Here is a 24,873-nt window from a genome sequence, read left to right on the forward strand (position 1 = left end):
AACTTGTTCCATCTGGCGAAACGTGGCGGCATTGACACGAAACAGGCCCATTAATAGCCTGAATTGAGGTCGGACTGCCTGTCCTTCGCAGTCACGGACCGAGTCTGCCTCGATCTTATACTCGGCGTCTCACAGCCGTTTGGATCGAAGAATAGGCGCCACAGCGGATCTATTCGTTCGCTTTCAATATTAGACATCATGGAGATGGTCGTTGCGTATCGCTGTCATTCACGTTTCGCAGGAAACCAACGACTTCAACCCGGTGCTGACCACGCTGGATGACTATGCGGGCTTCGGCATCTACGAAGGCGCGGAAATCTTCGAGAAGCTGCGCGGCTTCGGCCAGGTCGGCGGCCATCTTCAGGTGATCGAGGAATCGGGCCTCGAGATCGAGCAGATCCCGATCATCCGCGGCTATGCGTCGGCGGGCGGGCGGCTTTCGACGGAAACCTTCCAGTTTTTCCAGGACAAGATCCGCGCCGGCCTGCTGGCCGCCGGTCCGATCGACGGCCTGGCCCTGCAACTGCACGGCGCTTGCTCGGCCGAGGGCGTTGACGATGTCGAGGGCGAACAGATCGCGCTTTGCCGCGAAATCCTCGGTCCCGATGTCGCGATCGTGCTCGGTCTCGACCACCACGCCAACGTCACGCAGAAGATCATCGACAACGCGACCGCCATTGTCGGCCATCGCACCCAGCCGCATGATGTCTATGACACCGGCGTCATCGGCACGAAGCTGCTGCTGCGCATCCTGACCGAAGGCCTGAAGCCGACGACCGCGTGGCGCAAGATCCCGCTGGTCTCGCATCAGGAGCAGTTCCTGACCTCGCAGGGGCCGATGAAAATCTGGTTCGACGCGGCGCGTGCCGTCGAGGCCGATGCGCGCGTGCTGCAGGCGTCGAACTATCCGATGCAGCCCTGGCTCGACGTCGCCGAGGGCGGTTGGGCGACGATCGTCGTCACCGACAACGATCAGGCCCTGGCGGAAAGGCTCGCCGACGATCTGGCCGATCTCTGCTGGTCGCTGCGCGATGATTTTCAAATCCGCGAGTCTGTCTCGGTCGATGACGCCGTGCGTCAGGCCGACGCCGCTCCGGGGCTGGCGATCCTCAGCGACACCGGCGACACGGTGTTTGGCGGCGCGGCGGGCGACAGCAATCTGCTGCTCGAAGCCATGCTGCGCCTCGGAATCCAGAAGCGCGCACTGGTGCCGCTGATCTCGCCAAAGGCGGCAGCGGCCCTGGTCGCGGCCGGCGAGGGCGCGACGGTGACGCTGCCGCTCGGCGGCGACGCGGCGACGGAATTCTTCACGCCGCTCGAAGTCACCGGCACGGTGCGCACGGTCGGTGGCGGCCTGCTGAAGATCGAGGGTTACAACCACCAGAGCGAGGTCGACCTCGGGCCGTCTGTCATTTTCGATGTCGGTCCGGTCACGCTGATGATCACGACGCTCCGCGCCGTCGCCGGCAATGTGCCTGGCGTCTACCGGGCGATGGGCGTCGAGCCGACCGACTACGGCATTGCCGTGCTGAAGACCGCGTCGAACTTCCAGTATTTCGCGCCGATCGCTTCCGGCGTCATTCGCGCCGATACGCGTGGGCCCGGCCAGTCGGATGTCTTCACGCTGCCCTGGAAGCGCATTCCGCGCCCGATCTATCCGATCGAACAGTTTGATGACTGGCGCGCGCATTCGTCCCAGCCGGGCAAGCGCGTCGACGCCTGAGCCATCGCGGCCTCGGCCGCGACGAACACCTTGATAACGCATCGTTAGCCATAAAGCGCAACAGCGGGGAAAACAGCATGAAGACGAACCTGTTCCGGACACTCAGGCGGCTGGGTTTCCTGTTCCTCGCCGCGACGGCGCCCGTTGCCATGGGCGGAACGAACTGGATCGCCCCGGCGCATGCCGAAGAGGCGGCGCTGAAGGGCGGCACGCTTCGCGTCGCCCTGCTCAGCGACATGACCAACTACGATCCGCAGCAGTTCTCGACCGTGAATTTCCACCTGGTCAAGAACCTCTATGACAGCCTGATCGAGTATACGGCCGAGGGCGAGGCGGTGCCGAGCCTGGCGACCGCATGGCAGATCGCGCCCGACAACACCTCGGTGACGGTGACGCTGCGCGACGACGTCACCTTCCATAGCGGCGCCAAGCTGACCTCGGCCGATGTCGCGGCGACGCTGGCCAAGGCGGCCGATCCCAAGCGCGGCAAGAACGTCTACGCCACCATGTCGATCGTCAAGGATTGGACGACGCCGGACGCAAACACCGTCACGATCAACTTCAAGGCGCCGGTTCCCCTGCGCCAGATCACCGATCTGCTGCAATTCACGATCCCGATCGAGGCCGCCGGCATCGACACGGTCGAGACCGTTCCGGCCGGCACCGGCGCCTACATGCTCGACAGCCGCGCCGTCGGCCAGGGCCTGACGCTGAAGGCCAATCCGAACTACTGGCGCAAGGGCCAGCCGATTGCCGAGAAGGTCGATTTCACGATTTTCAGTGAAGACGCCTCGGCCAGCGCCGCGCTCGAATCCGACGCCGTCGACCTGATCTATGGCGGCACGTCGCGCAGCGCCGTCCGCCTGAAGGATGCCGGCTACCAGATGGTGCGCGGACCCGGTCCCCTGGTCATGGTTTTCCGCATCAACTCGACCCGCGCCCCCTTCACCAACGCAAAATTCCGTCAGGCCTTCAATTATCTGATGGATCGTGAAGGCATGTTGCGGGTCGGCTATGCCGGTCTCGGCGAAGTCGTGGCCCTGCCTTGGGCGCCGGCAAGCCCCGCCTTCAACGCGGCCTACACGGAAGAGTTCGCCTACAATATCGACAAGGCCAAGGAACTGATCGCCGCTTCCGGCCTGACGCCGGCCGAAATGAGCAACTGGAAGATGCTGGTCTGGGGCAATGACGAGCCCAGCGTCGTGCTCAGCCAGATCCTGCAGAGCGCCTTGGCCGAAGTCGGCATCAACATCGAACTGGATGTGCGCCAGGGTGCGGAATACACCGAGGCGCAGCTTGCCGGCGACTACGACACCACCTTCGGCGCCGTCGGCAATGTGCAGAAATTCCCCTCCCGCGTCGCCACCAACAGCATCTACCGCGGCGTCAAGAACCCGGTGCTGAAGGACCCGCATCCCCATGCCGATTATGTCGCCGCCATCGCGCAGGTGAACACGACATCAGGTCCGGATGAAGCCGTGAAGGCTTCCTACGACAATCTCAACCGCGTTCTGGTCAACGACGCCTTCGCCATCCCGACCAATTCCTATGACACCGGCCTGATCGTCGCCTCGCCGAAGCTGGGTGGATTGTCGCTCGACATCGACAATCTCTTCGTCGCCCGCACGGTAGGCTTCCAGTAATGCCGACGGGTATCGCGTCTCCCGCAGGCGGTCCACGCACGGCTGACCCGGTTCTCTCTGTCCGGGGGCTCAAGGTGGATTTCGGCGGCGAGGGACGTTCGGTACCCGTCGTTCGCGGCGTCGATTTCGACGTCTATCCCAATGAAGTTCTCTGCATCGTCGGCGAGTCCGGCTCTGGCAAGAGCGTCACTTCCCTCGCGGTCACCGGCCTTTTGTCGGAGACCGCGCGGGTTTCGGGCTCGATCCGGCTTTGCGGCATCGACGTCACCACCGCCGCGCCGGAAACGCTTCGAACGATGCGCGGCAGCGATGTCGGCTTTATCTTCCAGGACCCGACGACGACGCTTAATCCGGTGCTCACCGTTGGCCGCCAGATCACAGAGGGCGAGGTGGCGCATGGCAGGCTGAAGAAGGCCAATGCACACGCCCGCGCGGCGGAGCTATTGCGCGAGGTCGACATCGCCGATCCCGAGGGCAGGGCGGGGCAGTATCCGCACCAGTTCTCCGGCGGCATGCGCCAGCGCGCCGTCATCGCCATGGCGATGGCCGGTCAGCCAAAACTGATCATCGCCGACGAGCCGACGACGGCGCTCGACGTGACCGTCCAGGCGCAGGTGCTCGCCGTTCTGGCGCGCCGGCAGGCCGAAATGGGCTCGGCCGTCATCCTGATCACGCATGATCTGGGCGTCGTCGCGGAAGTCGCCGACCGCGTTGCCGTCATGTATGGCGGCCGCATCGTCGAGACGGCCCCCGTCGCCGACATCTTTGAAGCGCCGCGCCATCCCTATACGCGGGCGCTTTTGCGCAGCATTCCCCGCATCGACACCTCCGACAGCCGGCTCGATCCGATCCCCGGCCAGCCGCCGATTCCCGGCCACCTGCCCAAGGGTTGCGCCTTCCAGCCGCGCTGTGCCGTTGGCCGCGACCGGCCGCTCTGCGCGGCGGAGGATCCGGTCCTGCGCGCCATTGGCGAAAACCGCCAGTCCGCCTGCCACTATGCCGAGGAACTGCCGGTCACCCCGCTCCCCGCCGAGCCGCGCATCCACGCCGACGCTGCGCTGGCAAGGCCCGAACCGCTGCTGGTCGTCGATGGCCTGAAGGTTCATTTTCCGGTCAAGACCGGCGTACTTCGGCGCACGACTGGCTGGGTCAAGGCGGTCGACGGCGTCAGCCTCTCCGTCAATCCAGGCGAGACGGTTAGCCTCGTCGGTGAATCCGGTTGCGGCAAGACGACGACCGGCCGCGCCATTATGGGGCTGATCCGGGCGACTGGCGGCAGCATTCGCTTCGGCGGCAAGTCGATCCGCGATCTCGACCGTGGCGCGATGCGCGCCGCGCGCCGCCAGATGCAATATGTCTTCCAGGACCCCTACGCCTCGCTCAATCCCGTCCTTTCGGTCGAGGACATCGTCGCCGAGCCGCTGCGCATCCACGGCATCTATGACGAGATGGGCGGTGCGCGCCGGATTGCCGAGCTGTTCGATATGGTCGGCCTGTCGCGCACCATGCTGACCCGCTTGCCGAGCGAGTTTTCCGGCGGCCAGAAGCAGCGCATCGGCATTGCCCGCGCGCTGGCCTTGCAGCCCAAACTGCTGATCCTCGACGAGCCGGTGGCTGCCCTCGACGTTTCGATCCAGGCGCAGGTGATCAACCTGTTGCAGGATCTTCAGCGCGAACTCGGCCTCGCCTACCTGTTCATCGCGCATAATCTCTCGGTGGTGCGCCATGTTTCCGACCGCGTGGCAGTGATGTATCTCGGCCGCATCGTCGAGGAGAGCTCGCGCGACGGGCTCTACGACTTGCCGGTCCATCCCTACACGCAGAGCCTGCTTTCGGCCGCGCCCGTACCGGACCCGGCCGTGCGCGACACGCGGCGGCGGATCGTGCTCGAAGGCGAGATCCCCAATCCGGCCTCTCCCCCTTCCGGCTGCACCTTTCACCCACGCTGTTTCCGCGCCACCGAGATCTGCTCGGCCAAGGCGCCGGCCTTCGACCGTTACCTCGATTTTTCCACGCGCACCGCCTGTCACCATGCGGGCCCGCTCGAAGGACAGCGCAACGTGTTTGCGCCCCGCGCGATGGAGGTGGCGTCGTGAGCAAGCTTGGCCGCAAGACACTCTCCATTTTGGGCCGTCTGCTTTCCAGCAAGGGCTCTGCGCTGGCGCTGATCTTCCTCGTTGGCATCACGCTGGCGGCAATTTTCGCTGATTTCCTGCCGCTCAATCCGGTGGGACAGAAGCTTGCCAATGCGCTGAAGGGGCCCTCGGCCACCAACTGGTTCGGGACGGATGAACTCGGGCGCGACATCCTCTCCCGCGTCATCTTTGGCGCACGGACGTCGCTGATCACGGCGGGTGGCGCGGTGGCGATCGCAGCGCTGGTCGGCGTGCCGATCGGCCTCGTCGCCGGCTTCTTCGGTGGCTGGCGCGACGCGGCGCTGATGCGCTTCGTCGATGTGCTGCTGGCGCTGCCGGCGATCCTGTTCGCCATGGCGATGATCGCCGTGCTCGGTCGCAGCCAGGCCGCCGCCCTGATCGCCGTCGGCCTGACCGGCATTCCGAGCTTTGCCCGCATCACCCGGGCGCAGGTGCTGACGCTCCGCAAGCGCGACTTCGTCACCGCCGTCGAGGCGTTTGGCGGTACGGCGACCTACAACATGTTCCGCACCATCTTGCCGAATAGCTGGAGCCCGATCTTCGTCCAGGTCGTCGTGCTCTGCTCGGTGGCGATCCTGCTCGAAGCAGCGCTTTCCTTCCTCGGCGTCGGCGTGCCGCCGCCAACCCCAAGCTGGGGCGAGATGCTGCGAACCGGCAAATCTTATCTGCATGAGGCACCGTATTACGCCGTGCTGCCCGGCATCGTGCTGACGCTCACCATCCTCTCCTTCGACGTGCTTGGCCGGGCGCTGAGCGGCCTGCTCGAAGGCCGTCGTGACCCCGTCATCGCTCCCAAGGTCGAAGAGGTCACGACATGATCGGCTTTGTACTCCGCCGTCTGCTGCAACTTTTGCCGGTTCTGCTGCTCGCCTCGACGGCCATCTGGGCGATGATCTATGCCGTTCCCGGTGGCCCGATCGGCGCGATTGCCGGCGACAATGCCAGCCCCGAGCAGATCGCCGCCGCCACCGCGCAATTCGGCCTCGATCGGCCGGTGCTGGTGCAATATGCGGACTGGCTCTGGAACGCGATCCGCGGCGATTTCGGCATGTCGATCCGCGGCCGCGCGCCGGTGCTGCAACTGATCGGCGAACGCCTGCCGGCAACGCTGCAACTCGCCGTCGCCGCGACCATCGTCTCGCTTTTGATCGGCATTCCGGTAGCGATTGCCAGCGCGCTGCATCCCGGTTCCTGGCTCGACCGAATCCTGTCGGGCTGGAGCGCCATGGCGCTCGGCGTGCCGACCTTTTGGCTTGGCATCCTGCTGATCCTGGTATTCGCGGTCGAATTGCGCTGGCTGCCGTCTGCCTCCGCCTATGTGCCGATCTGGGTCGATCCGATTGGCGCGATCCGCAACCTGGCGCTGCCGGCGCTGACGCTCGGCATCTATGTCTCGGGCATCCTGGCTCGGTTCCTGCGCGCGTCGCTGGTCAGCGAACTCAGGGCCGATTACGTCCGCACGGCGCGCTCAAAAGGCCTGCCGGAGCGGCAGATCGTCGGTGTTCATATTCTCCGCAACGCGCTGCTGCCCTTCATCACGATTGTCGGGCTGATGATGGCGAATTTCATCGGCGGCGCGGTGGTGACCGAGGCGGTGTTCACCTATCCGGGCATTGGCCGTCTGCTGATCCAGGCGATCTCGACGCGCGATTACCCGCTGATCCAGGGCTGCATCGTCGTGATCCTGGTGCTCTACATCGCCATCAACATGGCCGTCGACGTGCTCTACGCCTACATCGACCCGCGTATCGAGTATCGGTGAGGCTTGGGGGCGGCGGCCCTTCAGGGCCGTCTCCGCCATCATCCTGAGGTGCTTCGCGCCAGCGAAGCCTCGAAGGAGGGTCCAGCGGGTATTTCATGCTGCCGATAGGATCTGGAAATCGGCACCGGGGATCCATGCCCGGGGGATCTCATCGACCCTCCTTCGAGGCCCGGCTTTGCCGGGCACCTCAGGATGATGGTCGCGTTTGGGAATTCAGCCGAGTGTGAATTGGCGACGGCTCCCAATTCAATCCGACAGGCCGCGCGCCTCGATCGGCCAGATGTCTTCCAGCTTGTCGCCGCGCACCACGTGCAGAAAATCGTGCAGATTGGCGGTCGGGTCGCAATGCGGCACGCTGCATTCGAGCCGCATGCCGACCGGCGGAACCGGCTTGCCCGGGATGGCTTCCAGCCGGCCGAACTCGTCGCCGACAAAGGTGATGCGGCCGATCTCGCGGCCGTCGAGATAGGCGCGAGGCTCCGGTCCGTCGACGGAAAAGCTCTTGCTGCCGGCATCGACAATCGCCTCGCCATGCAGATTGTGGGCGATCACGGTGACAGCGACGAACAGGGCGGTGCCGAACACATCGGCGCCGGAGCCATGCAGGTCGACCCGGCGATAATCCTCGTCCATGAAGACATAGGAGCCGGCCTGCACCTCGGTCAGAACCTTGTCTTCCAGGTCGAGAAGATGGCTTCCCGTGCCGCCGCCAGTGACGATTTCAGGCGGCAGGCCCGCTTCGTCGAGCGCGTTGACGATGGCGAGCAGGCGGCCCATGGCGACGCGGTTTTCGGCCCGACGCGCCTCGTGATCGAAGACGTGCTGCACGAAGCCGGCATAGCCCTGCACGCCCACGAAGCGGAGCGAGGGCTCGTCCGCGATCTGGCGCGCCAGTGCGACGGCGGCCTCCGGGGTGGCGACGCCGGTGCGGCGCTGGCCGACATCGCATTCGACCAGCACATCAAGGCGCACGCCTGCTTCCTGCGCGGACTGCGCATAGTCGGCGACGAGGGCGGCACGGTCGACGACCACGCTGATCTCGGCGCCCCGCGCAACAGCCTCCGTCAGGCGGTCGATCTTGCGGCGGCTGGCGACCGGGGCTGTCAGCATCAATGGGTTGATGCCGGCCTCGAATAAGGCCAGCAATTCGCCGATCTTGGCGCAGGCGATGCCAAGCGCTCCGGCCTCGATCTGTGCCCGCGCGATGGCGGCGCATTTGTGCGATTTGGCATGCGGGCGAAGGCCGAGGCCGGCTGCGTTCGCCATGCGGGCGAGGGTCTGGACGTTGTCGTCGAACGCGTCGGCGTCCAGCACCAGCGCCGGTGTTTCCAGCTTCGTCCTGCCGCCGCGCGCGCCGAGCCACGTTTCGTTCAGTCCGGCGACGCCGCGTCTCATTCGGTCAACTCCTGCCACGCCTCTCCCGGCACTCACGAGCGCGAGGCGGGGGGCTTCTCGATGGATACCCCGAATGCGGAGCGTATCGATGGAAATCAGCCAAGCTTGTGGCCAGGCCAGCCCATCAACAGTTTTGCGTCCTTCTCGGCTTCGCGCGCCTTGGCCGGATCCTTGAAGATCCGCGTCACGCATTGCGGCTTGGTGCGGTCGATCACGTCGTAGACCATGTGATATCCGGTCTTGTCCATGATCGGGCCGATCCAGCCGGCGCAGTGATCGCAATAGCGCTCCATCGGGGCGGCGTCATTGTCCAGAACCTTGGAAAGGCTCGGGCAGACATTCATCCGAAGTTCCAGCCGGTCCTCGTCGAAATCGAGGTCCATGTCGCAGTTTTCCTCGATCTTGATGTGCGACCAGTATTCGTACATCCCGGCGAGGCCCTCGGTCTGGATCAGATCGAGGATATGGCGCTCCTGGTTCTTCGAGATCGCCAGCCAATAGGCTTCCAGCGCCTCTTCGCCCTGCGTTTCGAGGAATTTGAAGATCTCGTTGTAGAACCGCGTGAAGTGGTCGCTCGGGATCATGCGCGCCTCCGGATGACCTGCCGGCACGAACCCTCGCCGGTGATTTCGGTGTCGATGGCATAGGGCGAACCCTCGGCCATGGCCTCGTTAGTGCGGCTGGTCTGGTCGCAGAAATGCGGCGAGACGTGGCCGACCAGGCCCTTCACATGATGCCACGCCGTGCAACGGCGCACCGTCAGCACGATCTCGTCCTCGCCGATTGCGATGTCGTAATCGGCGTTCTCGCGATCGAAGAAATGCTTCCAGTGGCGCACCAGCTGGCGCGTATCGCCGGCGATCAGATCCTGCCGGATGCTGACATAGACATCGCGGCCGACCTTTTTGAAGATCTCGTCCATGGCGTCGACGCCGAAGCGTTCGACGATGAAATCGATCGTCGTGTTGACCGCGCCGTGGAAATCGAGATGGACGTTGCCGTCCTCCTCATAGCGCATCGGGCTGTTCTGGCTCGCCATGCTCACACGCTCCCGTAAAGCCGCTCGCCACCGACATAGGTGGCTTTCACCGCCAGTGTCGCCGGATCGAGGACGCAGAAATCGGCGCGTTTTCCGCGCGCGAGACTGCCGATTTCGCTTTCCAGCCCAAGCACGCGCGCCGGCACCAGGCTCGTCGCATGGGCGGCTCGGACAAGATCCTTGCCCGAGAAGCTCAGATAGTTGCGCATCGCCTCATCCGGCGCCAGCGACGAGCCGCAAAGCCCGCCATTCGTATCGCGCACCGCCTTGCCGGGGGCGCTGGTGACGACATAGCCCGGATAGAACTCGAAGGTCTTGCCCGGCGTGCCGGCATATTTCATCGCGTCGGTTTCCAGGAACACCCGGTCTTCCGGCAATTGCGCCATCAGCCGGATCAGCGCGGGGTCGACATGAATGCCGTCGCAGATCAGGCCAAGCGCCAGAGTCGGCTCGGCCAGCAGTGCGTCGGTCAGCGACACGACATGCACGCCCATATTGCCCGGCGGATAGGTCGGCATGACATTGTACATGTGGGTGACGGCGTCGACACCCCACGACACATAGCGCGGCACGTTTTCCGGCCGCGCCAGGCTGTGGCCGAGATGGATCGAGACACCGGCCCGCTTGAGGACGCCGATGAAACCCTCCGCGCCCTCGCGTTCCGGCGCGACGGTGACGGCCTTCAGCATGCCGCTGGTGGCGGCCAGCATCCGTTCGGCCAGCTCGACGCTGGGGGCGACGATGTTTTCCGGGTTATGCGCGCCCGGCGAACCGAAGCAGGGCCCCTCGCTATGGACGCCGAGCGCCCGCGCGCCCTTCGCATCGACGCACTGCGCCGAAAGGCGGGCGAGCACATCCTCCATGTTGGCCGGCGGCAGGCAGGGGATTGCGGGCAGGAAACCCGTCACGCCATGCCGCAACATCACCTGCGAATTGGCGGCAACGGCGCCAGCGTCCGTGTCGCAATAGAGATGCTCGCCAAAGCCGTGCTGCAGCAGGTCGATGATACCGGGGTAGAGGATCGCGCCGCCGCCGTCGACCCGCTCCCAATCGTCTCCGACCGAGACATCCGCCGCCACGATCCCGGCGATCCGGTCCCGCTGGATGAGAAGATCGCTGGACCGGAGCCCCTCGGCGGTCACGACCGTGACATCCGTCCATCTCTGCTTGACGCGCATCGGTAATTCCATCGTTATGATGTTATCATGCTAACAACATAATTGACGGCAGCAAGGAGAAAGCGATGACGCAGTCCTGCGTTCTGGTGACGGGTTCGACCCATGGGATCGGCTATGGAATCGCCGAGGCGTTTGCCCGCCAGGGTGCCCGGCTGGTGATCAATTCGCACATGCCGGACAATGGTGCGCTGGCCAAGCTTTCGGCCTTGACCGAGTGCCATTTCATCCAGGCGGATCTTTCCACCACCGGCGGCGCAGTCGATCTCGTCGAGCAGGCGCATGCGAAGCTGGGGCGGCTGGATACGCTGGTCAACAATGCCGGCACCTTCCTCGACACGCCCTTCGATGAACTGACCGAAGAGCGGTTCGACCGCACCTTCAATCTCAACGTGAAGGCCTATGTGTTCGCCTCGCAGGCCTTTGTCCGCCTTCTGACGCCGGAGCAGGTGGGGGCGAGCATCGTGCTCGTCGGCTCGACCAATTCGGTCACGGCCGAGCGCCACAGCGTCGCCTATGACGCCTCGAAGGGCGCTGTCCTGATGCTGGTGCGCTCGCTGGCGGTTTCGCTTGCCGGGCGCGGCGTGCGGGTAAACGGCATCGGCCCGGGCATCGTCGAAACGCCGCTGACGCAGCGCGGACTGGACACGCCGGGCGTGCGGGCATCGCTGAACAAGCAGATCCCGTTCGGCCGCATCGGCCAACCGGAAGATGTCGGCGGCGCGGCGGTCTTCCTTGCTTCTCCCGCGGCAGGCTATATCACCGGCCAGATGCTGTTCGTCGATGGCGGGATTCTCGCCATCCAGAAGACGTGGGAACCGCCGGTTTGAACCTCGAGGCCTCGCCCCGCCATCTCCAGCTCCGCGACTGGCTTTTCCGGCGCTGGAAGACCGGGGGGCTCACGGCCGGCGACCGGATTGAATCGCAGAACGAGATCGTCAAACTCTGCGATTTCTCGCTGATCACCGTCATCAAGACGCTGAAGGATCTGGAGAGCGAAGGGGTCATCCGCCGACAGGTCGGCCGGGGTTCCTTCCTTCTCGCCACACCCTGGGCCGAGGCGCACCGGCGCATCGGCTTCTTCTATAATCGCGACATCGTCGGCGGCGGCATCTTCGACAACGAATTTTATACGCGGCTGGTGATGGCGTTCGAGAGGGGTGTCGTCTCGGCCGGGCATGAATTCGTCATGGGAAGCTTCACCGACGAGCGGATGCCCACAGGCATGTGGGACGCGCTCGACGCCGTGGTGCTGACCGGCTTTACACGACAGACTCGGCTGGAACCGCTGGGCGAAACGTCGAGCCAGGTCAGTTTGATCGACACCAGCCTCGATGATCCACGCTTCCACACCTATCGCCTCGACTACGGTCCGGCCTTTGCCGGCATGTTCGAAGCATTTGGTGGCGAGCGACAGACCTATCTCTACCTCGACTCGACCATCGGCTCGAAAGAGCAGGCGGCGCGTCTCGCGGCGTTTTGCGACGCCTGCGATCAAGCGCCGACGCCGCAGGATCTGGAGATCCTTGCCGTCAATCAGGAGACGGATATCGGCAATACCGAGGCTCTGGTCGCAGCGATCGAACGGGTTAAGCCGGATTTCATCTGCGGCCATATCCATCAAAGCTGGCGGCCGCTGATCCGCAGCCTGAGCGGGGCTCGGATCTATCCGTTCCTGCTCGACCAGAAGGGGCCCGGCTTCGTGGTCGATACGGCGCTCTGGATGGCCGAGGTCCTGCCGACAATCGAGGCCAACCTCGCCGACCGCCAGCGCCCGCCGGCAGTGCATGCTTTCGCAGCGCGGTTTTTGGGGTAGGGGCATGCGCCCTCAGCCACTCCCACGCTCGGCGTCATCCCAGGCTTGACCCGGGATCCATGCATCCGGGTTGATTGCCGTGCGAAAGGCCCCAAGCCTGCGGCCGTATGGGTCCCCGCCTTCGCGGGGATGACGGCGAGGGTTTGGATAGGAGGCATGCGCCGGCGAGCGCGGGGGTGGAGGTCGCCTACGCCAGCGCGTTCCCCGCGAGGCCGCTTTCGACCGTCAGGATCGCGCCGACCAGGTTCCGCGTGGCTTCGGCTTGCGGCCGGACAAAAAGGTCCATCGGCTTGCCGACCTCGACGATTTTTCCGGCCGACATCACGGAAACCCGGCTCGTCGTGTAGGCGACGACCGAGAGGTCGTGCGCGATGAAGACGAGGCTCAGGCCCAGATTGTTGACCAGATCCTTCAAGAGGTTCAGCACCTGCGCCTGGATCGAGACGTCGAGCGCGGAAACCGGCTCGTCGGCGATCAGCACTTTCGGTCCCGGCATCAGCGCGCGGGCGATGGCGATGCGCTGCAACTGGCCGCCGGAAAACTCGTGCGGATAGCGCTCCAGCGCCTGCCGGCTGAGGCCGACCTGATCCAGCACCTCAAACACGCGCGTTGCGTGGTCGCCTTCAATTTTGAGGCTGCGAAGCGGTTCGAGCAGCGAGACGCCGATGCGCATTCTCGGATCGAGCGATGAGCGCGGATTCTGCATCACGACCTGAACCGAGCGGCGGAAGGTTCGCCAGCGCTCGCCGTCGCCGTCCCAGATATCGGCGCCATTATAGAAGACATGGCCTTCGCGCGGCTTTTCCATGCCGGTCAAGATGCGCGTCAGTGTAGTCTTGCCCGAGCCGGATTCGCCGACGAGGCCGACTGCCTCGCCGGGGCGGACGTCGAAATCGATATGGTCGAGCACGGTCAGCGAAGGTCGGGTTCCCAGCAGCGTCGGGCGAGCGAGCGAATAGGTCTGCGTCACCTGCCGCATTTCCAGCAGCGGACGGCCGAGCAGGGGTGTTTCGACGGGTGCGTTCATGCCGTCACCATCGCAACGGAGGCTTCGATCGGGTGCCAGCAGGCGGTGCGGCGCGAGCCGTCGTCGAGCGGTGGAACTCTTGTCATGCAGGCTTCCGTGGCGGCGGCGCAGCGCGGGTGAAAGGCGCAGCCGGCAGGCAGGCTGTGTAGCGGCGGCACCATGCCGGGGATCGAGGCGAGGCGCGAACTGCCGTCGAGCGCGATGTTGTCCATGGTCGGCTGCGAGTCGAGCAGGCCCTTGGTGTAGTGGTGTCGGGGATTGCGGAACACCTCTGCCACCGGCCCCATTTCGACGATCCGGCCGGCATACATGACGGCGACCGTGTCGCACATCGCTGCGATGATCGGCAGGTCGTGCGTGATCATCATCAGCGCACAGCCGCGATCCTTTACGGCCGCGTTGAGGATGCGCAGCACCTGCTTCTGGACCGTCACGTCGAGCGCTGTCGTCGGCTCGTCGGCGATGATCAGCTGCGGATAGCAGGCGAGCGCCATGGCGATCATGATGCGCTGGCGCTGGCCACCGGAGATCTCATGCGGATAAGCCCGCATCAGTTGCTCGGGACGCGGCAGCGACATCTGGCGGAACAGTTCTATCGTCTGGCTCTCGGCTTCCCGCTTGCCGACATTGGTGTGTCGGCGAATGACGGAGGAAACCTGGACGCCGATACGGCGGACGGGATCGAGCGAGGACAGCGGGTCCTGGAACACCATCGAAATCGTGCGGCCGCGCCGACTGGAAAGCGCCCGGTCCGACTGGGCGATCAGGTCGACGCCATCGTGGTGGACGGTTCCATTCGCCTGCCAGCCCATCGGCAGCAGCCCCATCAGCGCCAGCGCCGTCAGTGTCTTGCCGGAACCGGATTCACCGACAAGGCCCATGCGGCCGCCGGCGGGCAGGGTGAAATCCAGCCCGCGCACGGCGGTCAGCGCCGTGTTGTGGACGACGAGGTTTTTCACCTCAAGCGCGTTCAATTGGGTCCCGGTCATGACGCCCTCCGCGCCAGCTTCGGGTCGAGCACATCGCGCAGCCCGTCGCCGAGCAGGTTGAGGCCCAGCACCATCAGCACGATGGCGAGGCCCGGCCAGATGGCGAGCGGCGAGGAGACGCCGACCTGCTGCTGCGCTTCGTTCAGCATCATGCCCCAGGAGATGGACGGGCGGTGGACGCCGACGCCGAGATAGGAAAGGCCGGCCTCGGTCAGGATGCCGGCGGCGAAATAGAGCGTGAACTGCACGATCATCACGCCGGCGATGTTGGGCAGCACATGGCGGGCGAGCACGAAGATCTTGCCGCGGCCATAAAGCTTGGCGGCGGTGATGAAATCCTCGTTCAGCACGCCGATAGCGGCCGAACGGATGACGCGGGTGAAGGAGGGCGTGAAGAAGGCGGTCAAGGCGAGAATGGTGGTGAGCGCGCCCGAGCCCATGGTCGCGGCCAGGACCAGCGCCGTCACCATGCCGGGGATCGACAGCATGATGTCGGCGCCGCGCGAGATTGCCTCGTCGGTCATTTTGCCGGAGGCGGCCGCGGCCAGTCCGGCGATGGTGCCGAGGATCAGACTGAAGGTGGCGCCGCCGGCGCCGACCAGGATCGAGGTGCGGGCGCCGACCATCAATTGCGCGATGATATCGCGGCCGAGCACGTCGGTGCCGAGCCAATGGCCGGGCGTGCCGGCGGGCAGCAAGCGGTTGCGGATCACCGGGATGTTGGGGTTCGACGGCAGGTAGAAGATCGAGACCAGCGCCACGGCGAGGAAGATCGTGGTCAGGACCAGACCGATGATCAGCGATGCGTTGCGGGGCAGCCGGCGACGCTTCTTGCTCGCGGTCGTCGGGGCGGGAACGCCGGGAGGGGCGGGGACGGGAATGCGGGAGGATTTGCTCATGGTCATCATCTGATTTCTCCCGCTCACCGTGTCGACCGGACGCGCGGGTCCAGGATGCCGTAGAGGAGATCGACGATGAGGTTCACGCCGATGACGAAGATGATGATCAGCATCACCGTCGACTGCACGACGATCACCTCGCGCGCGGCGACATTGGCGAGGATCATCCGGCTCAGGCCCGGCAGCGAAAACACTGTCTCGATGATGACGGTGCCGCCGATCAGCTCGGCGATCTGCAGGCCGACAATGGTGACGAGCGGCAAAGAGGCGTTGCGCAGGCCGACCTTCAGCAGCGCTTCGGTGCGCGTCATGCCGGCCGCCCGCGCCGTGCGCAGATAGTCCTGGTTCATGACGTCGAGCACAGCGGAGCGGACATAGCGGATCAGCACGGCGGCCATGATCAGGCCGAGCGACAGGACCGGCAGCACCAGCGAGCGGATCGCGCCCCAGACACTGTCCGACCAGTCGGTCCAGCCGCCGGTCGGCAGCCAGCCGAGGCGGACGCCGAAGAGCAGCGACAGCAGGATGCCGGCCCAGAACACCGGCACGGCAACGCCGATCTGGCTCACCAGCGCCAGCAGCGCGCCGGAAGGCGTGCCGACATTGCGGGCCGCATAGGTGCCGACGGGAATGGCGATGATCAGGCCGAGGATCAGGCCGGAAAGGGCGAGGGGGATCGAGACCGAGAGACGGGCGGTGACGAGATCGGCAACGCTCTCATTGGTGCGGAAGGAGCGGCCGAGATCGCCCGAAAGCATGCCGCGCACCCACTCGAAATACTGGACGGGCAGAGGACGGTCGAGGCCATAGGCATGGGCAAGTGCGTTGATCGCTTCCGGCGTCGCGCTCTTGCCGAGCACGACCGCGGCGACATTACCGCCAGCGCCTCGGATCAGCAGGAAGATCGCCACCGAGGCGATGAACACGGCCCCGAGGAAGAAGGCCAGTTTTCGTAAAGCGTAGATCGCCATGCAGGGGTCCCAGCCGGGGGTGTCGGGAGCGGCGGTGCGCCGAGGAAACAGGCCGCCACCGTCGCGAAACGTGCGATGGCGGCGGCCTGTTCAGCCTGTGGAGACTACCAGTGCAGCTTGGACATCTCGATCGCCACGCCGACGCGCGGCTCTTCAAAACCCTTCAGGTCGGGATTGAACAGGCCGACGCCCTTCTTGGCGATCAGCGGGATGATGACGGCGTCCTTGCGCAGGATGTCGGCGGACTTCTTCATCTGCGCGGCATAGTCGGCGTCGGTCAGCGCGACGTCGGCATCGGCGAGCGCCTTGGTGTAGTCAGCCGAGCAATAGGTGCTCCAGCCGGCCTTGGTCGGATCCGGGCAGGCCCACTGTACCGGGTTGGCGTCGCCCGACATGATCGTCACGTCGAACTGCGGCGGCCGGCCCTGGAAGATCAGCTGCGAGTAACGGGCGAGGTCGATGGCGTTGCGGGTGACGTTGAAGCCGGCAGCCTGCATGGCGGGCACCATGATGTCGGCCGGCAGCGACAGGTCCGGCACGTCGCTGAGCGAAGCGTATTCGAGCGGCGTGCTCGCATAGCCCTTCTCGGCGATCGTCGCCATCGCGCCTTCCATGTCATAGGGGAACGGGCAGGTTTCGGCGTTTTCGGGCGAGAACCAGACCTGGTTCGGCAGAGCGAAGGTGCAGGTGTTTTCCGCGCCCCAGGCAGCGCCGAAGGCGTCGTTGTAGGACTGGCGGTCGAGCGTCTTGGCGATGGTCTCGCGCAGATCCTTGTCGAGCTTCTGGTTCAGCACGGCATAGGTTGGCTCGCCGACCTGAGGATAGGTGACGAGGGTGAACTTCTTGTCGAGCTCGCGCTTGGAGAGCTGCTCCCAGAGATCGATCGTGATGACGGGGAGCGAATCCACTTCGCCGGCTTCGAGCGCATTGAGGCCGGCGGTGCCGTCGGTGATGATGCGGACGGTGACGTTCTGTACCGCCGGCTTTTCGCCCCAGTAGGTCGGGTTGGCTTCGAACTCGAAGGTGCTGTTGGTGGTGTAGGTCTTCAGCTTGTACGGGCCAGTGCCGATCGGGTTGGTGGCGATGGTGCCGGCCGCCGCTTCGGGCTGGATCAGGCCGGAAATAGCACCCATGCCGCGCCAAAAATTCTGGCTCGGGCGGGAGAGCGTCACCTTGACGGTGTGGTCGTCGACCTTGTCGATCGCCGTCACCGCCTCATAGGCGGCGGCATAGTCGACCACCGGGCTCGCCTTCATGGTATTGAGCGAATAGACGACGTCTTCCGCCGTCACCGGCGCGCCGTTCGAGAATGTCGTTTCGCGGATCTTGAAGGTGTAGGTCAGCTTGTCGTCGCTGATTGTCCAGCTTTCGGCGACGCCGGGCGCAACGCTGCCGTCCTTGTTGAAGTAGACGAGCGGCTCGACGATGTTCGCCGGAATCCACAGCCGCATGGCGGTCAGGTTGCTCTTGACGAAATCGAGCGTGCCGGGGTCCTGCCGGGCAACGAGGACCATCTTGTTCTCAGCCGCGCGCGGCGAGGCCGCCTCGGCGAAACTGGCCGTGCCGCCCAGAGCGCCGGCGAACAGCGCCGCCGCTGCCGTCAGCAGGCCCAGGCGCTTGGTGATTGGATGCATTGTATCCCGCATGGTCTCGGTTCCCTTCTGGAGGCGTGGTGTGATCTGATCTGTCACTTGCCACATTGGCTTTTGGCCGCCGCGCCTTTTGGGCGAGGCGTAATTGTCAGGCGCGATGTGCGCTCCTGCTGAATCCTGTCTCCGGGACGAATTTCGGGAGGGCAGCGGGCTGGTGGCGCGGTGCCGAAACATGCCGCGCATCTGCGGATCCCGATGGGAACGCACGCGGTGCAGTCTCGATCTCGTTCTTATTGCTCAAGCCAGACTTGCCACTCAAAAACTTCGTTCCATTATGTGGAATGAATATTCGTCCTCGTCTTTCTCAGTTTGTCGAGGATGCTGCGGCAATGCAAGTGGCTTGCCGTTCTGTTCGATAGCCCGTCCGCAGTCGCGAATAATTCGACGTCCGATCATTCTACAATATGGGATGAGATGTCGGTTGCCTGCTTGTTGAGGCTAGGTCGCGGTTCTGTTGGCCAGCCGTGGGCTGCCCGCGCGACGGCGCGGGAGAGGCGTATTTCAGCGATCGGCATTTTGGGCGGGGAAGGGGCGTGCGCGTCGTTGCGCGGGCGCTTCCGATTATCCGAAAGAAACTTTGGGAAAATCGGGCGGCGGCGCGACCTCATCGCGTGGACGAGGGCGGCGCGGCCGGTGGCGCAGACAATGCCCGCGACGAACGAAGGCCGCCCGCGCCGTTCTCCGGCGCGGGCGGGAAGGGGATCAGTTGTCGTCGGAACCCGAGATGGCCGAGGCAGGCATCAGGTAGCGGACGGCGACGAGGCAGAGCACCGTCGTGAACAGCAGCACCAGCGCAACCAGCGCGTTGATGTCGGGCGTGAAGCCAAGCCGCATCATCGCCCAGAGCCGGACGGGCAGGGTACTCTGCGTGCCGGTGACCAGCAGGGTGATCATCGTCTCGTCGAAGGAGAGCGCGAAGGCGAGGATGGCAGCACCTACCATGGCGCTGGAGAGGTTCGGCAGCAGGATCAGGCGAAACGTCTGCCAGCTACTGGCGCCGAGGTCGTAGGAGGCCTCGACCAGACTGCCGCTCAGCGATTGCAACCGCGTCAGGATCGTGCGGTAGACCAGCGCCAGCACGAACACCGTGTGACCGATGATGATGGTCAGCAGCGAGCGCTCGAATTCGACCTGCCGAAAGAAAATCAACAGCGCGAGGCCGGTGATGATCGGCGGCATCAGGAACGGCAGGAAGATGATGAACTGCAGGAAATTGCGGCCCTTCGCATGGGGCGAGGCGTAATAGAGCGCCAGTCCGGTGCCGAGCGCCACCGACAGCACGACCGCACCGGCGCCGACGATCAGCGTCGTCCAGAGCGCCGAGAGCACGCTGTCGTTCTGGGTCAGCGCCACATAGGCCGAGGTGGTCGGCTGCGACCAGTCGACGGCGCCGTGGCTGACGGTGAAGAAGGACGAGACGATCGGCACCATCAGCGGGCCGTAGAGCAGCACGAAGACGAAGAGGGTGAGGGTGATCAGCAGCGCCGGGGCTGCCCTGTCGGCGAAGCGCATCACTTGGCCCCTCCATGCTTGCTCTCGAGCCTGCCGCCGAGCCGGATCGCGAGGATCACGACGGCGGCAAGGATGACGGAAAGCGCCGCGCCGAACGGCCAGTTGAAGGCGGTTCCGAACTGGCTGTAGATGATGCGGCCGAAGGTGAAGCCGGACTGGCCGCCGACCATTTGCGGCGTGAGAAAGTCGCCGATCGCCAGCACGAAGACGAAGCTCATCGCCGAAAGCGTGCCCGGCAGGCTCAAGGGCACCGTCACGCGCCAAAAGGTCTGGGCGTTGGTGGCGCCGAGATCGGCCGAGGCATGGCGCAGCGCCTTCGGGATGCGCTCCAGCGACAGGAAGATCGGCAGCACGGCGAACGGGATCAGCAGCACGGTCAGCGTCAGCAGCACGGCGTTCAGGTTGAAGACGAACAGCATGGACGGCTTGTCGATCAGGCCGGTCGCGAGCAGGGCGCGGTTCAACATGCCATTGCCGCCGAGGATGCTGCGCACCGCGTAGATCTTGATGACGTAGCTCATCAGCAATGGCACCAGAAGCAGCACCAGCAGCATGTAGCGACTGCGCCCGCGCAAGGTCGTCAGGAAATAGGCGACCGGGAAGGCGAACAGCACGCAGAGCAGCGCGACGGTGAAGCAGAGCAGGCAGGTGCGCCAGAAGATCGGCAGGAACACCGGGTCGGTGAAGAAGCGGACATAGTTGGCGATCGTCGGCGAGAAGACGATGCTGCCGTGGTCGACGCTGAAGAAGGAATAGACGAGGAACAGCGCCATCGGCGCCAGTACGAAGCCGAGCGGCACGACATAGGCGGCGATGGTCGCGAGCCACGGCGCCAGCGCGCTTGGCCCGGCCGGAGCGGCGCGCTCGCTCATGCCGGCACCAGGCGGCAGGCGCTGCTCGGTACCACCAGCCGAACGGTCTCGCCCTGCGACAGCGACGTGCCGTCCGGGCGGCTTGGCAGGCGGGCTTTCAGGACCTGCTGCGGCTGGTAGACCGCCGCGGTGTTGACCATCGTCGAGGCGCCGCCGAAGGCGACCTGGTCGATGCGGGCGGCGATCCGGTTCTCGCCCTCGGCCGCTTCGCCGATGCCGACCGCCTCGGGGCGGAACACGGCCAACGCCGGACTGCCGGCCGGGAGTGCCGCGATCTGCGGCTGGCCATCGATCGCGCAGACCAGGCGGCCAACGGCCGTGTCGATCGAGCGGGTCGCGCCGTCGACCGGCCCGAGCGTGCCGGGGATGAGATTGTTCTCGCCGAAGAACTTGGCGACGAACTCGGTGCCCGGCCGGTAATAGACCTCGTGCGGCGAGCCGATCTGCTCGATGCGGCCGGCGCTCATCACGCAGATCCGGTCGGCCATGGCGATCGCCTCTTCCTGGTCGTGCGTCACGAACAGGAAGGTGGTGCGGATCTCGGTCTGGATTGACTTCAGGAAGGTCTGCATGTGGCGGCGCAGCTCGACGTCCAGGGCGGCGAGCGGCTCGTCAAGCAGGATCAGGCGCGGCCGGCAGATGATGGCGCGGGCGAGCGCCACGCGCTGGCGCTGGCCGCCGGAAAGCTGCGCCGGGAAACGCTTGCCGAGATGGCTGAGCTGCACCAGTTCGAGCGCATCGGCGACGCGCTTCGCCGTCTCGGCGCGGGGCGTGCCGCGCACGGCGAGGCCATAGCCGACATTCGCCTCCACCGTCAGGTGCGGGAACAGCGCATAATCCTGGAACACGGTGTTGAACGGGCGGCGGTTGATCGGCATGGCGGCGATGTCGTTGCCGTCGAGCAGGATCTGGCCGCCGGAAGGCTGGGTGAAGCCGCCGATCAGGCGCAGGATCGTCGTCTTGCCCGAGCCGGACGGCCCGAGAATGGTGATGAACTCGCCGTCATGCACGTCGAGATCGATCGAGTGCAGGATGGCGGTCGCGCCATAGCTTTTCGAAACCGACCGCAGTTTCAGAAGGATACCGGCTTCGGCCATTGCCACCCCGAACCATCGACAAAGGGTCCCGCGCGCAGTGCGCGCGGGGTGAGACAGGAGAGGATGGAGCCGTGGTTCCATCCGGTTTTCGGGGGGGGCGCTCTTCACCTCTCCCGGAGGGAGAGGTGAAGAGCGCAGTGCGGCGGGTGAGGGTTTACGGTCTCACCCGGATCGTTCCCTAAACCCTCACCCGGAGCTTCGCTCCCGTGACGCGCTTACTGCGAGGCCTTGATCTCGTTCCAGAGATCCGAGCGCTTCAACGGGTCTTCGACGCTTTCGAGCCAGACGAGCTTGTCATTGTCGTTGGCGTTCGAGCTGGCGGCGGCGGTGTTGCCGAAGCCGGTGCGCTCGGAAAGCTCGGCGCCGATCTTCTTGTCGAGCAGGAAGTTGACCCACTTCGCGGCAGCGTCGGGATCCTTGGCGCCGCTGGTCAGCGCCCAGTTGTCGAGCCAGGAGAGCGAGCCCTCGGTTGGCGCGATATAGGCGACATGGGCGCCGGCCTTCTGCATCGCCTTCAGCTGCTGCTGGCCGTAATTGGCCCAGATCAGCGCGACGTCGTTGTTCTGGTAGATCTGCAGGGCTTCGTCAGCCGTCGTGTAGAAGCTCAGGACGTTCGGCTTCAGCTCAAGTAGCTTGGCCTTGACCGTGGCGAACTGGTCGGTCGAGAGCTGGAACGGGTTCTCGATGCCGAGCGTCAGCGCGGTGAACGAGAAATTGTGCTCGCCATTGTCATAAGCCAGCACCTTGCCGGCATATTGCGGATCCCACAGCACCGACATCGAGGTCGGCGCCGGCTTCACCTTGTCGGTGTCGTAGATCAGGCCGATCGAATCGAAACAGAACGGAATGCCATAGACCTTGCCGTCGCGGGTCATGCCCGTGATCTTCGACAGGTCCTGGAAGCGGGGCAGCACGTCCTTCTGGTTCGGGATCTTGGAAAGGTCCCAGGGCTTGACCAGGTCGGCGTCGATGTAGCGCTGCAACTGAGCCGTGTTGACGGCCATGACGTCGAAGTCCTTGCCTTCGCTGCCCTTGATCTTGGCCCAGATCTCGTCGTCGCTGCCGACGAAGACGACGTCGACGTCGATGCCGCTCTGCTTGGTGAAGTCCTTGACCCAGTCCGGGTCGGCATAGCCTTCCCAGGCGAGAACGCGCAGCGTCTCGGCCGAGGCGGCGGAGACCCAAAGGCCGGCCGCCAGCGCGGCGGCTCCCAGCGCAGCTTTCAAAATCTTCATGACACTTCTCCTCTGGATGGGTGTTCTGGTGGTGTGTGAGGAGCGCCTTCACCGTGGCTCGGCTGGCGCTCTCTCAGGCTTTCTTGAACTTTTTGGCCGTCACGCTGCTCAGAGCGGCGTCACGGTAACCAGCTTCTCCTCAGGCCCGGCGACCATGCGGTTGCGCAGCGGCTTGCCGAAGGTCGGCGACACGATTTCGAACTCGTCGTTCACCTCGGTCTTCATGTTCGAGGCGTAGCTCATCGCGTCTGCGCCGAAGAAGTAGGCGTGCAGATCGCCCGGCCGGCGGAACATCGGGTAGCGGAAGTGGTAGTGCTCGAGATTGCCGATCGAGTGCGACATGTGGCTTTCGCCGGATAGGAACGACTCGTCCCAGACGACCTTGCCGTCGCGAATGATGCGGACGTTGCCAGAGACTTCCTGCGGCAACTCGCCGAGCAGCAGTTCCGGGCCGAGTGAGCATTCGCGCAGCTTCGAATGGGCGAGATAGAGGTAGTTCTTGCCCTCGGTGATGTGGTCGGAAAAGTCATTGCCGAGCGTGAAGCCGATGCGGCGCGGCTGGCCATCGCCGTCGACGATATAGAGCCCGACAATCTCGGCTTCCTCGGCGCCGGCGAGCGCGAAGCCCGGCAGGTCGAGCGGCGCGCCGGTCGGCACGACGCAGGTGCCGACGCCCTTGAAAAACCATTCCGGCTGGATGCCGATCGCGCCTTCGGCTGGTTTGCCGCCGTCGAGGCCCATCCGGTAGATCTTCATCGAGTCGGACTCGATCGCGTCCGGGCCATGCGTGTCCATGTGCATGCGGTTGCGCGCCGTGGCGCTGCCTGTATGTGTCAACCCGGTGCCGGTGATCAGGAAGCGGGCCGGCTCCGGGTGATCGAGCGGCGGCAGCACGCGGCCGGCGATCAGCACGGCGTCGTAATCGAGGGCGGCGTCGCGCGGGGTGTTGGCGACCAGCGCCTCCAGCCCCGTTCCGGTCTCGACACTCTTGAGCGCCAGTTCGTGAACGGTCGAAAAGCCCTGCAGCGGCAGCAGCGTTTCGCCATCGGCGCCGACCACGGCCACCCTGCGCTCGCCGGTCTCGGTCTTGAACTGAACCAGCCTTGTCCGGCCTGTCTCAACGCCGCGCATCAAACCCAACCCCCGTCCACGATGAAATTCTGCGACGTGCACATGCGGCTATCGTCGGCAGCGAGAAAAAGCGCCATGCGCGAGATGTCGGACGGCTGGACGCGGTCCTGCAGGCACTGGCGGTCTGCGATCTGGCGTTCGCCCTCGGGCGTCAGCCAGAGGCGCACCTGGCGCTCCGTCATGACCCAACCGGGGATCATGCAGTTGACGCGGATGCGCTCGGGTCCGAACTCGCGCGCCAAAGCGCGGGTCAGGCCGGTGATGGCGGCCTTGGCCGTCACGTAGGCAGGGCAATCGCCGTCGCCGACCATCCAGGTGATCGAGCCGAAATTGATGATCGAGCCGCCACCGGCTTCCTTCATCATCGGCCGCACGGCCTGCGCCGCGAAGAACTGGTGGCGCTGGTTGACCGCCATGCGGTCGTCCCAATAGGCGACGGTGACGTCTTCCGTGCGATGACGGTCGTCATTGCCGGCATTGTTGAGCAGGACGCGGATGGCGCCATGCTTCTCCTGCGTCGCCCGGATCGCCGCCTGCAGCTTCTCGATGTCGCGCAGGTCGCAGGGGATGAAGTCGGGTGCGCGGTGGCCATCAGCCCTGACGCTCTCGACCAGGGCGCGCGATGCGTCCTCGGCGAGGTCGACGAAGGTGACGTTGGCTCCCTGGGCCGAGAAATGCCGCACCAGGCTTTCGCCGATGCCGCTGCCGCCGCCGGTGATGAAGACGACGCGGTCCTTCAGGCTGGGATAAATCGCTTCGGAAAATTCGGGTTCCATCTG

22 protein-coding genes are annotated in these 24,873 nt (G+C 65.0%); 7 read left to right on the plus strand and 15 right to left on the minus strand.

Translation table 11 applies throughout. The features are described from left to right. Positions 1-211: 211 nt before the first annotated feature. The 5 genes from OSH12_RS13575 to OSH12_RS13595 all read left to right on the plus strand — a co-directional run bounded on the left by OSH12_RS13575 (position 212) and on the right by OSH12_RS13595 (position 7,284). Positions 212-1,723 carry a M81 family metallopeptidase gene (locus tag OSH12_RS13575; RefSeq protein WP_266344104.1) on the plus strand — a complete coding sequence of 504 codons (1,512 nt, stop codon included), beginning with the start codon at positions 212-214 and terminating at the stop codon, positions 1,721-1,723. A gap of 77 nt (positions 1,724-1,800) precedes the next feature. Continuing rightward, positions 1,801-3,366, plus strand: coding sequence for an ABC transporter substrate-binding protein (locus tag OSH12_RS13580; RefSeq protein ID WP_266344105.1), 1,566 nt, complete (start codon positions 1,801-1,803; stop codon positions 3,364-3,366). Further along, positions 3,366-5,462 carry an ABC transporter ATP-binding protein gene (locus OSH12_RS13585; protein WP_266344106.1) on the plus strand — a complete coding sequence of 699 codons (2,097 nt, stop codon included), beginning with the start codon at positions 3,366-3,368 and terminating at the stop codon, positions 5,460-5,462. Before OSH12_RS13580 ends, OSH12_RS13585 begins: the two co-directional genes overlap by 1 nt. Continuing rightward, positions 5,459-6,340, plus strand: a complete 882-nt coding sequence (locus OSH12_RS13590; protein WP_266344107.1) for an ABC transporter permease — start codon at positions 5,459-5,461, stop codon at positions 6,338-6,340. The genes OSH12_RS13585 and OSH12_RS13590 overlap by 4 nt, the downstream gene beginning before the upstream one ends. Beyond that, positions 6,337-7,284 carry an ABC transporter permease gene (locus tag OSH12_RS13595; protein WP_266344108.1) on the plus strand — a complete coding sequence of 316 codons (948 nt, stop codon included), beginning with the start codon at positions 6,337-6,339 and terminating at the stop codon, positions 7,282-7,284. Before OSH12_RS13590 ends, OSH12_RS13595 begins: the two co-directional genes overlap by 4 nt. Before the next feature lie 246 nt (positions 7,285-7,530). On the opposite strand, the gene OSH12_RS13600 is transcribed toward OSH12_RS13595, so the two are convergent. The 4 genes from OSH12_RS13600 to OSH12_RS13615 all read right to left on the minus strand — a co-directional run bounded on the left by OSH12_RS13600 (position 7,531) and on the right by OSH12_RS13615 (position 10,896). Continuing rightward, positions 7,531-8,679 (minus strand): DSD1 family PLP-dependent enzyme, encoded by a 1,149-nt coding sequence (locus OSH12_RS13600; protein WP_266344109.1) that lies wholly within the window; start codon positions 8,677-8,679, stop codon positions 7,531-7,533. A 95-nt stretch (positions 8,680-8,774) separates the two neighbouring features. Next, complete coding sequence (locus OSH12_RS13605; RefSeq protein WP_266344110.1) at positions 8,775-9,263, minus strand: hypothetical protein; 489 nt, start codon at positions 9,261-9,263, stop codon at positions 8,775-8,777. Further along, a complete protein-coding gene (locus tag OSH12_RS13610; RefSeq protein ID WP_266344111.1) occupies positions 9,260-9,718 on the minus strand; it encodes a hypothetical protein in 459 nt (152 codons plus the stop codon). The genes OSH12_RS13605 and OSH12_RS13610 overlap by 4 nt, the downstream gene beginning before the upstream one ends. 2 nt (positions 9,719-9,720) lie before the next feature. Continuing rightward, entirely contained in the window at positions 9,721-10,896 is a 1,176-nt protein-coding gene (locus tag OSH12_RS13615) for an N-acetylglucosamine-6-phosphate deacetylase (RefSeq protein ID WP_266344112.1), read from the minus strand. Positions 10,897-10,961: 65 nt separating this feature from the next. Between OSH12_RS13615 and OSH12_RS13620 the strand changes: the two genes are divergently transcribed. Both OSH12_RS13620 and OSH12_RS13625 read left to right on the plus strand, forming a co-directional pair. Continuing rightward, positions 10,962-11,723: an SDR family NAD(P)-dependent oxidoreductase gene (locus OSH12_RS13620; protein ID WP_266344113.1), complete on the plus strand. Its 762-nt coding sequence runs from the start codon at positions 10,962-10,964 to the stop codon at positions 11,721-11,723. Next, positions 11,720-12,709 (plus strand): GntR family transcriptional regulator, encoded by a 990-nt coding sequence (locus OSH12_RS13625; RefSeq protein WP_266344114.1) that lies wholly within the window; start codon positions 11,720-11,722, stop codon positions 12,707-12,709. Before OSH12_RS13620 ends, OSH12_RS13625 begins: the two co-directional genes overlap by 4 nt. A gap of 187 nt (positions 12,710-12,896) precedes the next feature. Here OSH12_RS13625 and OSH12_RS13630 read toward each other — a convergent pair whose 3' ends face one another. The 11 genes from OSH12_RS13630 to OSH12_RS13680 all read right to left on the minus strand — a co-directional run bounded on the left by OSH12_RS13630 (position 12,897) and on the right by OSH12_RS13680 (position 24,870). Next, positions 12,897-13,736 carry an ATP-binding cassette domain-containing protein gene (locus OSH12_RS13630; protein ID WP_266344115.1) on the minus strand — a complete coding sequence of 280 codons (840 nt, stop codon included), beginning with the start codon at positions 13,734-13,736 and terminating at the stop codon, positions 12,897-12,899. Further along, positions 13,733-14,725, minus strand: coding sequence for an ABC transporter ATP-binding protein (locus OSH12_RS13635; protein ID WP_266344116.1), 993 nt, complete (start codon positions 14,723-14,725; stop codon positions 13,733-13,735). The genes OSH12_RS13630 and OSH12_RS13635 overlap by 4 nt, the downstream gene beginning before the upstream one ends. Then, positions 14,722-15,633: an ABC transporter permease gene (locus tag OSH12_RS13640; protein WP_266344117.1), complete on the minus strand. Its 912-nt coding sequence runs from the start codon at positions 15,631-15,633 to the stop codon at positions 14,722-14,724. Before OSH12_RS13640 ends, OSH12_RS13635 begins: the two co-directional genes overlap by 4 nt. Before the next feature lie 14 nt (positions 15,634-15,647). Further along, positions 15,648-16,595, minus strand: coding sequence for an ABC transporter permease (locus OSH12_RS13645; protein ID WP_266344118.1), 948 nt, complete (start codon positions 16,593-16,595; stop codon positions 15,648-15,650). A gap of 104 nt (positions 16,596-16,699) precedes the next feature. Beyond that, positions 16,700-18,241 carry an ABC transporter substrate-binding protein gene (locus tag OSH12_RS13650; RefSeq protein WP_266344119.1) on the minus strand — a complete coding sequence of 514 codons (1,542 nt, stop codon included), beginning with the start codon at positions 18,239-18,241 and terminating at the stop codon, positions 16,700-16,702. Between the two features lie 708 nt (positions 18,242-18,949). Next, positions 18,950-19,759, minus strand: a complete 810-nt coding sequence (locus tag OSH12_RS13655) for an ABC transporter permease (protein ID WP_266344401.1) — start codon at positions 19,757-19,759, stop codon at positions 18,950-18,952. Further along, the gene (locus OSH12_RS13660) at positions 19,759-20,631 is read right to left on the minus strand and encodes an ABC transporter permease (protein WP_266344120.1); all 873 of its coding nucleotides are present in this window, start codon (positions 20,629-20,631) and stop codon (positions 19,759-19,761) included. Before OSH12_RS13660 ends, OSH12_RS13655 begins: the two co-directional genes overlap by 1 nt. Next, entirely contained in the window at positions 20,628-21,728 is a 1,101-nt protein-coding gene (locus OSH12_RS13665; protein WP_266344121.1) for an ABC transporter ATP-binding protein, read from the minus strand. Before OSH12_RS13665 ends, OSH12_RS13660 begins: the two co-directional genes overlap by 4 nt. A 215-nt stretch (positions 21,729-21,943) precedes the next feature. Next, positions 21,944-22,963 carry an ABC transporter substrate-binding protein gene (locus tag OSH12_RS13670; RefSeq protein ID WP_266344122.1) on the minus strand — a complete coding sequence of 340 codons (1,020 nt, stop codon included), beginning with the start codon at positions 22,961-22,963 and terminating at the stop codon, positions 21,944-21,946. Between the two features lie 108 nt (positions 22,964-23,071). Further along, entirely contained in the window at positions 23,072-24,094 is a 1,023-nt protein-coding gene (gene araD1, locus OSH12_RS13675; protein WP_266344123.1) for an AraD1 family protein, read from the minus strand. Then, complete coding sequence (locus OSH12_RS13680; RefSeq protein ID WP_266344124.1) at positions 24,094-24,870, minus strand: SDR family NAD(P)-dependent oxidoreductase; 777 nt, start codon at positions 24,868-24,870, stop codon at positions 24,094-24,096. Before OSH12_RS13680 ends, araD1 begins: the two co-directional genes overlap by 1 nt. Positions 24,871-24,873 lie beyond the last annotated feature (3 nt).

Origin of the sequence: Kaistia terrae, assembly GCF_026344005.1 — a bacterium.
Taxonomy (GTDB): domain Bacteria; phylum Pseudomonadota; class Alphaproteobacteria; order Rhizobiales; family Kaistiaceae; genus Kaistia; species Kaistia terrae.